The following is a 10259-nucleotide window of genomic DNA, read 5'->3' as shown; positions in this document are numbered from 1 at the left end:
CAGGAAAACCTTCCTTTAATACTCGTGTGAGACTTGATACTTTCGCTTCCGGCAGACTCCGGGGAGTCCACCGCGCGTCGCGCATCAAGCGCCCACACTTATCGGCTGTTAATTTTTAAAGATCGAGTCCGCATTCACTACCGAACCCGCACCGTGTCGCCCACCCGCGCAACCATCGGCACCGCTTCGTTCTGCGTCGCTGCATCAGCAGCAGAGAAACGAGATTATGAAGAACTTTCGCTACATCGTCAACAGGTTTTTATCACTTTCTCAACCCGCTCACGTCGCTCAAACCCTTGCCACGACTGGCTCTCCCGCTTCCCCGTGCCCCGGCGTCCGGAGCACGAAAGAGCGAGATTCTAGCGAGCCGGGCACCGCCTTGCAAGCGTTATTTTGATACGCATGAATTGCGCCGGAACTGGCGCAATAAAGAAGAATGATCGGCACAACAAGTGGCCTGCCAAGCCCACCTCAGGATCAGCCGAAAATCACCTCGTTCAGGCGGTCGCGCGCTTCTGCATCGCACGTTCGACAACGCCCAGATAATGATCCAGGTCCGGCGTCGCGCGGTTCTCTTCCTTGGCGCGATCGTCCCATTTGCGCAAACGCAAGGCATCTTGCGCATAGGGCTTCTGCAGGAACGCCTCGGCCTCTTCTTTACTGAAGATTCCGCCTTGCAGTTCCAGACTGCGCACCGAATCGGCGGAAAGCTGGCCGAAGTAAGCGTCGTCGATTGCGCAGAGGCAGCGCTTGGCGTCGACGTGCAGACGGATCGGTTCCAACACCGCATCCGACAACACCGGCCGTAAGAACGGCAGCGCGAAATACTGATGCAGATCGTCGATGCCCCGCTGCGTCGGCGTTTCGCCTTGTAAATTCAGCAGATGACCGAGGTCGTGCAAAAACGCCGCGGCAACGAGTTCATCGTCAGCGCCCGCCTCTTCCGCCAACGCGCCGCTTTGCAGCGCATGTTCAAGCTGCGTCACCGGCTCGCCGCTATAGGCGAGCTTGCCGTATTGCTCGAATAACGAGCGGATGTCGTTCAGACTCAATGCCACGGTCTTACTCCCACGGTAATGAAAAGGTCTTCAGGTTGGTGAAGCTCTTCATCGCTTCCTGAACGCCTTCCTTATAGCCGAGCCCGGAATCCTTGATGCCACCGAACGGAGTCAACTCGATCCGATAACCCGGCACTTCCCACACGTTGACCGTTCCCACGCGCAATTCATTGATGAAGCGCGTGATCGCGTCCTGCCGGTTCGTGCACACCCCGGACGACAAGCCGAACGGCGTGCCGTTACTGATACGAATAGCGTCGTCGAGCGTATCGAACGTGATGATCGGCGACACCGGCCCGAATGTTTCCTCGCGCACCAGTGCCATCGACGGATCGACGCCGTCCAGCACGGTCGGCGAATAAAGCGCGCCGTCGCGCTGGTTGCCGATCCGCAAGCGCGCACCGGCCGCCACCGCTTCGTTCACACGCGCTTCGAACAGCTGCGCGGCGGCGACGTCGATCACGGTGCCCATCTGATTGCCTGCGTCGAACGGGTCGCCATAGGTCCATGCGCGCGTCTTCTCTACGACCAGATCGGTGAAGTCCGCCGCGATGCTCTTTTGCACCAGCATCCGCTTGACCGCGGTACATCGTTGCCCGGAGTTCTTATACGAGCCCTGCACAGCGAGCGTCGCCGCACGCTCGAGATCGGCGTCTTCGAGCACGATCAGCGGATCGTTGCCGCCCAGCTCCAGTACGACGCGCCGGTAGGCCGCCTTCGCGGCGATATATTTGCCGATCGCCACGCCGCCCGTGAACGTCACGAGTTCGGCCAAAGGATGCGTAATCAGTTCGTCGGCGATTTCGCGCGGATCGCCGGTCAGCACCTGCAGCATGGGCGCCGGCAAACCCGCTTCATAAAGAATGTCCGCCAGATAGAACGCCGACAAAGGCACCTTCTCCGACGGCTTGAGCAGCACCCGATTATTCGTCGCGATCGCTGGCGCAATCTTGTGCGCGACCTGGTTCATCGGATGGTTGAACGGCGTGATCGCCACGATCACGCCCGCCAGCGGCTCACGCTGCGAAAACACCCGGCGCTGCTTGCCATGCGGTGTGAGATCGCAGGAAAAACTCTGCCCATCGTCGCGCAAGGCCTCGATTGAGGCGAACTTCAGCACGTCGGCGACGCGGCCGATCTCGTAGCGCGAATCCTGCTTCGACAACCCCGACTCGAGCGAAATCAGATCCGAGGCTTCCTCGGTGCGCTCCCGCAGCAACACCGCGGCGCGTTCGAGAATCTGCGAGCGCTCGTAGCGGGTGAGCTTCGCCTGGTATGCGGCGGCGTATTCGAACGCCGCGCGCACGTCGTCGATGCTCGCCAAAGGGACTGTACCTACCCGCGTCCCGCTAAAAGGATCGAACACGTCGAGCGTGCGCGAGCGCGTGGCGCGCTCGCCCTTGAGCCGCAGCGCTTCGGCCCGGAATGCTGGATGGTCCCGCAGCACGGCGTTCATGATGCCTCCACGTGATTCAGGGCAACGTCGAAGATATCGAAGTTGCGCAGACGCTTGCCTGCTTTGACGGCGGCCAGTTCCTCGACGCGGCGATTGAACAGCAGCGGCACTTCCTGCTCGGAGATCCCGCCGTGCGAGCGCAACGGCACGGTCAGTCCGGACAGATCGTGCTCGTCGCGACGCGTGCCGAGCACCACATGCCGGGTGCTGACCACGACGATATCGCCCACGCGGTCGTTCGGCAGTTCGAAGCGCTCGCACGCCGCGCGATTGTCGAGCACGACTTCGATACCCGGCAAACCGCCGATCCGTTCGATCACCTGCGCGACGCTCACGTCGTGCGGCAGGTAAATCGTCGCAAATGAACCGAGCGCGCCGTGATGCACGACATACGGATCGGTAATCGGCAAGATCACGCGCGCTTTGCCGTGCCCAAGCCAATCGTCCAGCACGTCCTGCAGATAGATCACATTCGGATCGCCGGTCTTTGGGTCGTGCTTGGCGTTCATGCCATGGTCGGCGGTCAGGCCGATCACCCAGCCGAGCGCATCGAGCCTCGCGAGGTAGCCATCCATCATTGCGTAGAACGCGTTCGCGCCTTCGGTGCCCGGTGCCCATTTGTGCTGGATGTAATCGGTGGTCGACAGATACATCAGGTCGAGCTTGCGGGTCTCAGCCAGCCGCACGCCGGCAGCGAACACAAATTCGGACAGACCCGCGCTATAGACATCAGGCACCGGCAAGCCGACCAGATCGAGCACTTCGTCGATGCCGTTTTCTTCGCGCGTCACCTTGTCGGCTTTTTCCGCTGAGAAACAGATGCCCTTCAATTGCCAGCCGAGCAAACGGCGCAGCTTGTCTTTCGCAGTGACCACGGCAACCGCCGCGCCGGCGTCAGCAGCAGCGGCCAGCAAGGTCCCCGCGCGCAGATAAGCCGGGTCGTTCATCATCACTTCCGCGCCTTCGCCGCCGTTTGCGTCCGGATCCCAGAAGTAGTTGCCGCAAATACCGTGCACCGAGGGCGGCACGCCGCACACGATCGACAGGTTATTCGGGTTCGTGAACGACGGAATCACGCAATCGGCCTTGAAGGCCGCGCCGCCTTTGAGCATCTTGCCGATGAAAGGCGCGACGCCTGCCGCGACCGCTGCTTCGAGGTAATCGTATTCGCAGCCGTCGACGCACACCACGACGGTCGGTTGCTCGGGCAGCCGGTAGCCGCGGCCATTGACTTCAATCGTACGTTCGCTTGCGTTTTCCATCATTACCTTCCATCCGTTAAGAGCACGCGTGCTCCAGTCAATTCGTTGCAGCCGGCCTCAATCGTTCGATGCCGCCAAGGTCTGGACCGCGCCCAGCGGCCCCGCCGCCTCGCAAGCTTCACGCGCGCGCTGCAAGCCGCCGTTCACATGCGCGTGCATCAGCGCGGCGGCCTGCTCGGCGTCGCGCGAACCCAACGCGGTCAGGATCGCGCGATGCTCGGCGAGCGAGCGCTCCATCGCGTCCGCATGCACCACCAGCGCGGCGCGGCGAAACAGGCTCAACTCGCCCACCAGCCTTCGATACGTCTCATACAGCTTGCCGTTGCCCGATGCCGCCACGATCGCGTCGTGAAACGCCACGTTGGCGCGCGCGTAGGCATCGTGATCGTGGGCATCGAGCGCCGCGCGCATCGAGTCGATCCACTCGCGCAATCCGGCAAGCTTGCGTGCGTCGATACGCGAAGCCAGCATCCGGCACGCCGCCTCTTCGAGCACCGCACGCACCGCATAAATCTCGTCCGCTTCCGCCAGCGACACCGTCCGCACGAACACGCCGCGGTTTTTCTCGGTACGCACGAGGCCCGCCTGCTCAAGCGCGCGGAACGCCTCCCGCACCGGCCCGCGCGAGACCTGCAAACGTGCGGCCCAATCGGCTTCGTTGAGCTTGTCGCCAGGCGCGAGTGCACCTTCGATGATGTGCCGTTCGATTTCGTCACGAACCAGCGCCGTCAGCGAATGCCTGCGCACGACATCGATCGGATCGACGGCAGCAGTTTGCATATATTCGGTCATTTTGACAAATTTCACCACACCGCTATGTGTTTGCGCGCCGCCGCCCGGCACGCGCAGACAAACACAAGGATCAAAGGGTGCTCGTCAATCCACTCGACGGCGCGGCACACGCGCGGCAATCAGCAGCAGCGCGGCGAGCGAAACAATCAGCAGAATCAGCGACAAGGCGGAGGCCGGCAGGTAGTAACCGCGCTCCACCTGCCCGACCACGACGATCGGCACCGTCGCGAAGCCCGGCGGGTACACGGTAAGCGTGGCGCCGAGTTCACCGAGCGAGAGTGCGAAGCCGAGCGCGAGACTCGCGCGGATCGCCGGCACCAGTTGCGGCAGCACGACGCGGCGCAGCACCATCGAGGGCGGCGCCCCCAGACTGGCAGCCGCTTCGCGCAGAATGGTCAGCTCCGGACGCAGCGCAGCGGCCGCGCAGCGGTAACAGAACGGCAACACCAGCGCGAGCTGCACGAACACGACGATCGCCGCCGAGCTCGACAGGTCGAGCGGACGCTTGTGATACGCGATCAGCACGGCCAGCCCGAGCACCACGCTCGGCACGCCGTTGGGCATCATCGCGATGGTGTCGACCAGCGCGCCGAGACCGCGCCGGTCGCGGCCTTCGAGCGCCAGCGCCAGCCAGAGCCCGAGAATCGTGCCGAGCACGGCGACGCCCATGCCGACTTCGAGACTGGTCGTCAGCGCGTCGAAGTCGCTGGAGCCGAGCCGTTCGAACCAGCGCATGCTGAGACTGTCCGGCAGGATGGTGCCCGACCAGTGCCCGGCCACGCTCGAGAGCGCGACCACCAGCACCGGCAAGACGAACAGCCAGAAACACAGCAACGCGGCAAAACCGAGAAACAGACCGCCGAGCATGCGCACGGGCAGACTGCGGCGCACCGGCCGCGCCTTCTTATGCATGACCGGCAAAACGGTCGGGTCGAGTTCAACGGCCATGGCCCGCTCCTTTCACCTTGCGACGGTTGACCTGACGGTACAACGCGTACAGCGACAAAGACATGATCAGCATCACCACCGCGCCGGCGGCGGCAGTGGGCAGATCGAGATCGACGGTCGCGGAGCTGTAGATCGCGACCGGCAGCGTGATCAAATGCGCGCTGCCGAGCACGAGCAGAATGCCGAACTCGTTCAGCGTCAGCAGAAAACACAGGATCGTGCCCGCGGCAATGCCCGGCCACGCGAGCGGCAGGATCACCTTGAACGCCACCATCCAGCCGCTTGCGCCTAGACTGCGGGCGGCTTCGATCAGACGCATGTCGAGCGTGGCGAACGAGGCCAGCGTCGGACGCACGACAAACGGCGCGTAAAAGACCACTTCCGCGAGAATCACGCCGCCCACGCCGAACAGGAAATTGAGCGGCGGCGCTTCAAGATGCAACAGCCGCTGCAAGGCGATGCTGACCGAGCCCTGCGAGCCGTACAGAAAGATCAGCGTGAAGGCGACCAGAAACGACGGGAACGCGACGAACAGTTCCAGAAAACGGGTGACCATGCGCGCGCCGGGAAACGGCTTGAAGAACAGCAACGCCGCGAGGCCAATGCCGAGCAGCGATGCAAGCCCGGCACTCACGAACAGAATCCACAACGTCGTGCCGACCACGCCGCTCGTTTCCGGATTGCTGAAAAACGTCGAGTAGGCCTGCAGGCTCAAACCGTGCGGTCCGGTGAAACTCAGCAACACCAGACGCACAAGCGGGTAGATCACCAGCGGCCCCAGCACTACGACTGCCAGGAACAGCAGATGCCATTGCGCCGCGCGTTCGCGCCGCTTGACCGCCGCCGTGTGCGAGGCCGCGCTCGCGCTGCGGCGGGCGTCTGCAGCCGCGTTGAGCGGATTGGGGGTATCAGGGGTTGATAAGGACGACATCGTCAGCCTCATAACGCAGGGAAACACGCGCGCCCTTCTCCGGCATCATGCCTTGGCCGCGCTGCATGGTGACGAGCACCGGCTCGTTCGGCATCGCGTCCAGAACGACCGACACCGACAACACCGCGCCATACCATTCGACCGACGTAATCGCGCCGTGCAACTGCCCTTCGCCGAGCGGCGCGATACGCAGCGCTTCAGGACGCAGGCAGGCCACCCGCTCGCGCTCGTTGTAGCGCACGTCGTCCATGGGGAATGCGACCTGCGGCGGCAGCAGATTGGCCGCGCCCAGATAACGCGCGACGAACCCGTCGTTCGGCGTGTCGTACAACTGCTGCGGCGTGCCGAGTTGCGCGATGCGCCCTTCGCGCATCAGCAGCGTGCGGTCGGACAGCACCAGCGCGTCGTCCTGATCGTGCGTCACGCAGACGATCGTCAGATTCGGCAGACGCTCATGCAAGGCCTTCAATTCGGAACGCACCGAGGCGCGCAGATTGGCGTCGAGCGCGGAAAGCGGTTCGTCGAGCAGCAACACGTCCGGCTCGATCACGAGCGCACGTGCCAGCGCCACACGCTGCTGCATGCCGCCCGACAATTGCGCCGGCATGTGATGCCCGGCGTCGCCCAGTTGCACGAGTTTCAACGCGTCTGCAACCCGCCGCGCGACATCTTTGGAAGGCGTGCGGCGCGCGCGCAATCCGAAGGCCACGTTGTCGAACACCGACAGATGCGGAAACAGCGCGTAACTCTGAAACAGCAGGCCGAGATTGCGCTTATGCGGCGGCACATGCGTCAGGTCGTGACCGGCAACGCTCAAGGTACCCGACAGTCCATCCGCTTCAATGAACCCGGCGATAAAGCGCAACAGCGTGGTCTTGCCGCAACCGCTGCGGCCGAGCACGGTGAGCAATTCGCCGCGCTCAATGGTCAGCGACAGATCGTCGAGCACGGTGCGCGAACCGAAGCGCACGGTCAGATGGTCGATCTGCACGCCGCCCGGCGTGTTCGAACGCGCGGCGTCGAGCGCGTCCGGTGTGGCGCCGAGCGCGCCTGGGTGAGCAAGACTGGCCGTATTCACCGGGTTCATCCTCCAACTGGATTAATGCTGATACGGCGTCCCGCACGCATGCGGGAAACGCCGCCTGATTCGACTACGAACCTGTCCTGCTTACTTGGGCTTGACGACTTCGAGTTGCTTGCCCGACGAGCCGATCACGTCGCTCTTCCAGCGTGCCGTCCAGTCAGCCTTCTTCGCCATCACCTGGGTCCAGTCCACCGGGATCAGGTGCACGCCCGCGATCGCTTTCTTGACGGCTTCGCCGTTCTTGCCGGCGAGCGGCACGTCGGTGCGGCCCGGGATACCGAAGATGTCCGGCACCTTGGCCTGCACGTCAGTCGACATCAGATAGTCGATCAGCTTCTTGCCGGCTGCCTGATTCGGGCCGTTCTTGATCAGGCCGATCGCGTACGGCAACTGGAAGGTGGTCGGCTTGCCGTCGGCGCTTGCCGCGAGGAAGATCGGCTTGAGCGACAGACCGCCATTGGCGGCATCGTCCAGATCCATCTGCAGGTCGCCGTTGGCGAACGCGATTTCGTTACGCGAGAGCAGCACGTCGAGGTAGCCGGTACCCTTGGTGTGGAACTTGGCGCTCTCCTCGAGCTTCTTCAGATAGTCGAACGCCTTGTCTTCGCCCATCAGCGACGTGGTCAGGATGATCACGGCCATACCGTCGCCAGCCGTGGCCGGGTTCGAGTAGGCGATCTTGCCGGTGTAATCCGGGTGCAGCAGGTCGGCGAACGTCTTCGGCTGGTTCCTGGTGACGTCCGGGTTGATCGCGAACGAGAAATAGTTGTTCACGAAGGTCGCCCATGCACCGTTCGGCGCCTTGGCGATCGCCGGCACGTTCTTGTAGTTGGCGCTCTGATAAGCCTGCAGCAGGCCGGACTGATCGGCTTGCTGGATGAACGGCGGCAACGTGACCAGCACGTCGGCCTTCGGCTGGTCCTTCTCGATGGTGGCGCGGTTCACCACTTCACCGCTGCCTGCCGTGACGATGTTGACCTTCACACCTTCCTTCTTTTCGAAGGCCGGCAGCACATCCTTATAGAGGTTTTCGAGGCCGTCGGCGGTGTACAGCACCACGGCGTCAGCCGCGTGAGCCTGCATCGCCATGCCGCCGAATGCTGCCGCGGCGATCAGCGCCGGCAACAGTTTGCGTGCGAGGCCAGCCGTGGCGTGAAGGGAATTCGTCTTTGTCATGTCGCTCTCTCCGAAAGGCAAAAAACCAGACGGTCGGGATAACCCGATACCTGTTGTGATTGAACGGCGGTGCGCGCCGTGCCGCTTGCGTGTTGCCCGCAGCCAGTCGTCATGCAGTTTCATACAGATTGCAGATTGCTGACAACTTTGCTGCTTCTTCTCCAGCCTGACCTACAGCCCACCTACGACACTCGCGCTGCCTGCCATGCCTGAACTGGCACGGCAAGGATTACAGGTTTCCATGACAACGCCATGACTATTCTGTCGAATTCCAAAAATTGACACAATTCGCCAATAATATCCAAGTCAATCTTTTTTCGTCACCCGGTCCGGGCGACGGATATTCATCTGCTGACGGAGGCTTGTGTGATTCCTGGAAACGACCCGATCCTGCTGACCCCGGGGCCACTCTCCACCTCGCCGCAAACCCGCGAGGCCATGCTGCGCGACTGGGGTTCGTGGGACGCCGCGTTCAACCGCATGACTCACAGTGTGTGCGCCGAACTCGTGACGATCGCGCGAGGCGAAAACGACTATGTCTGCGTGCCGCTTCAAGGCAGCGGCACCTTCGCGGTCGAAGCGGCGCTCGGCACCCTCGTGCCGCGTCAAGGCTGCGTGCTGGTGCCGAACAACGGCGCGTATTGTGCCCGTCTGATCCGGATATTGCGGCGTATGGGAATTGCCTATGTCGAACTGGCGCTGCGCGAGGACGAGCCGGTCAGCGCGGCCGCCATCGAAGACGCCTTCAATCGCAATTCGCGTATCAGTCACGTCGCGCAGGTCCATCTGGAAACGAGCACCGGCTTGCTCAATCCACTCGACGATATCGCCGCGGTGTGTCAGCGGCACGGCAAAAGTCTGATCGTCGACGCCATGAGTTCATTCGGCGCGTTGCCGATCGATTTGCGGCGCGGCGGCATCGACGCGCTGATTTCGGCAAGCGGCAAATGTCTGGAAGGCGTGCCGGGGATGGGTTTCGTGATTGTGCGGCGCAGCGTGCTGGAGCAGAGCGAGGGACGCTCGCCGTCGCTCGCGCTGGATTTGCACGATCAATACGCCTATATGGAGAAGACCACGCAGTGGCGCTTCACGCCGCCCACTCACGTGGTCGCGGCTCTGCGTGAGGCTCTCGACCAGTTCGTCGCGCAAGGCGGACAAGCGGCGCGCGGTGCGCGCTACCAGCAGAACTACGCTGCACTGGTGAGCGACATGAAAACGCTCGGCTTCGAGCCGTTTCTGAAGCCCGAGGTGCAGGCGCCGGTGATCGTTACGTTTCACGCGCCGCGCGACCCCGCATGGAATTTTCCGGACTTTTACGCTGCGGTGCGCGAGGCCGGCTACGTACTGTATCCGGGCAAACTCACGCAAGTGGAAACGTTCCGCGTCGGTTGCATCGGCGCGATCGATGCGAACGAACTGCATAACGCGGTGGCGGCGATCGACCGTACGCTGAAACGGCTTGGGATTCGCGTGAAGTGACGTGGAGTACCACGCAGCGCCTGATGCGCTGACGCGCATGAGGCTTTCGCTCTCATGCCCTCAGCGTGCCCGC

Annotated in this window: 9 protein-coding genes; 1 reads left to right on the top strand and 8 read right to left on the bottom strand. The window is 62.9% G+C overall.

Features of this window, described 5'->3' with window-relative positions:
• Window positions 1-497: 497 nt before the first annotated feature.
• From HWX91_RS36105 to phnS, 8 genes are all read right to left on the bottom strand, one after another.
• Complete coding sequence (locus HWX91_RS36105; RefSeq protein ID WP_028199969.1) at window positions 498-1058, bottom strand: phosphonate degradation HD-domain oxygenase; 561 nt, start codon at window positions 1056-1058, stop codon at window positions 498-500.
• A gap of 4 nt (window positions 1059-1062) precedes the next feature.
• Window positions 1063-2514: a phosphonoacetaldehyde dehydrogenase gene (phnY, locus tag HWX91_RS36100; RefSeq protein WP_028199970.1), complete on the bottom strand. Its 1452-nt coding sequence runs from the start codon at window positions 2512-2514 to the stop codon at window positions 1063-1065.
• Entirely contained in the window at window positions 2511-3779 is a 1269-nt protein-coding gene (phnA, locus tag HWX91_RS36095) for a phosphonoacetate hydrolase (protein ID WP_375792425.1), read from the bottom strand. The genes phnY and phnA overlap by 4 nt, the downstream gene beginning before the upstream one ends.
• Window positions 3780-3833: 54 nt before the next feature.
• Window positions 3834-4568 (bottom strand): phosphonate utilization associated transcriptional regulator, encoded by a 735-nt coding sequence (locus HWX91_RS36090; protein WP_042277087.1) that lies wholly within the window; start codon window positions 4566-4568, stop codon window positions 3834-3836.
• Between the two features lie 84 nt (window positions 4569-4652).
• On the bottom strand, window positions 4653-5516 hold the full coding sequence (phnV, locus tag HWX91_RS36085) for a 2-aminoethylphosphonate ABC transport system, membrane component PhnV (protein ID WP_025647680.1): 864 nt from the start codon (window positions 5514-5516) through the stop codon (window positions 4653-4655).
• A complete protein-coding gene (locus HWX91_RS36080) occupies window positions 5506-6447 on the bottom strand; it encodes a 2-aminoethylphosphonate ABC transporter permease subunit (RefSeq protein ID WP_025647682.1) in 942 nt (313 codons plus the stop codon). Before HWX91_RS36080 ends, phnV begins: the two co-directional genes overlap by 11 nt.
• Window positions 6425-7525 carry a 2-aminoethylphosphonate ABC transport system ATP-binding subunit PhnT gene (gene phnT / locus HWX91_RS36075; RefSeq protein WP_028199973.1) on the bottom strand — a complete coding sequence of 367 codons (1101 nt, stop codon included), beginning with the start codon at window positions 7523-7525 and terminating at the stop codon, window positions 6425-6427. Before phnT ends, HWX91_RS36080 begins: the two co-directional genes overlap by 23 nt.
• A 90-nt stretch (window positions 7526-7615) precedes the next feature.
• Window positions 7616-8707 carry a 2-aminoethylphosphonate ABC transporter substrate-binding protein gene (phnS, locus tag HWX91_RS36070; RefSeq protein ID WP_025647686.1) on the bottom strand — a complete coding sequence of 364 codons (1092 nt, stop codon included), beginning with the start codon at window positions 8705-8707 and terminating at the stop codon, window positions 7616-7618.
• 369 nt (window positions 8708-9076) lie between these two features.
• Here phnS and HWX91_RS36065 point away from each other — a divergent pair, with 369 nt between their 5' ends.
• Entirely contained in the window at window positions 9077-10186 is a 1110-nt protein-coding gene (locus tag HWX91_RS36065) for a 2-aminoethylphosphonate--pyruvate transaminase (RefSeq protein WP_028199974.1), read from the top strand.
• Window positions 10187-10259 lie beyond the last annotated feature (73 nt).

It is taken from the genome of Paraburkholderia fungorum (assembly GCF_902833645.1).
In the GTDB taxonomy this organism is placed as follows: Bacteria; Pseudomonadota; Gammaproteobacteria; order Burkholderiales; family Burkholderiaceae; genus Paraburkholderia; species Paraburkholderia fungorum.
Note: the sequence above shows the minus strand (reverse complement) of the source record. Positions and strands in the feature narration are given on the sequence as shown.

Bases quoted from the DNA above. Each gene is read 5' to 3' on its own strand.
- phnY (WP_028199970.1), bottom strand. From the start codon at position 2,514: ATGAACGCCGTGCTGCGGGACCATCCAGCATTCCGGGCCGAAGCGCTG.
- phnA (WP_375792425.1), bottom strand. From the start codon at position 3,779: ATGATGGAAAACGCAAGCGAACGTACGATTGAAGTCAATGGCCGCGGC.
- HWX91_RS36090 (WP_042277087.1), bottom strand. From the start codon at position 4,568: ATGACCGAATATATGCAAACTGCTGCCGTCGATCCGATCGATGTCGTG.
- phnV (WP_025647680.1), bottom strand. From the start codon at position 5,516: ATGGCCGTTGAACTCGACCCGACCGTTTTGCCGGTCATGCATAAGAAG.
- HWX91_RS36080 (WP_025647682.1), bottom strand. From the start codon at position 6,447: ATGTCGTCCTTATCAACCCCTGATACCCCCAATCCGCTCAACGCGGCT.
- phnS (WP_025647686.1), bottom strand. From the start codon at position 8,707: ATGACAAAGACGAATTCCCTTCACGCCACGGCTGGCCTCGCACGCAAA.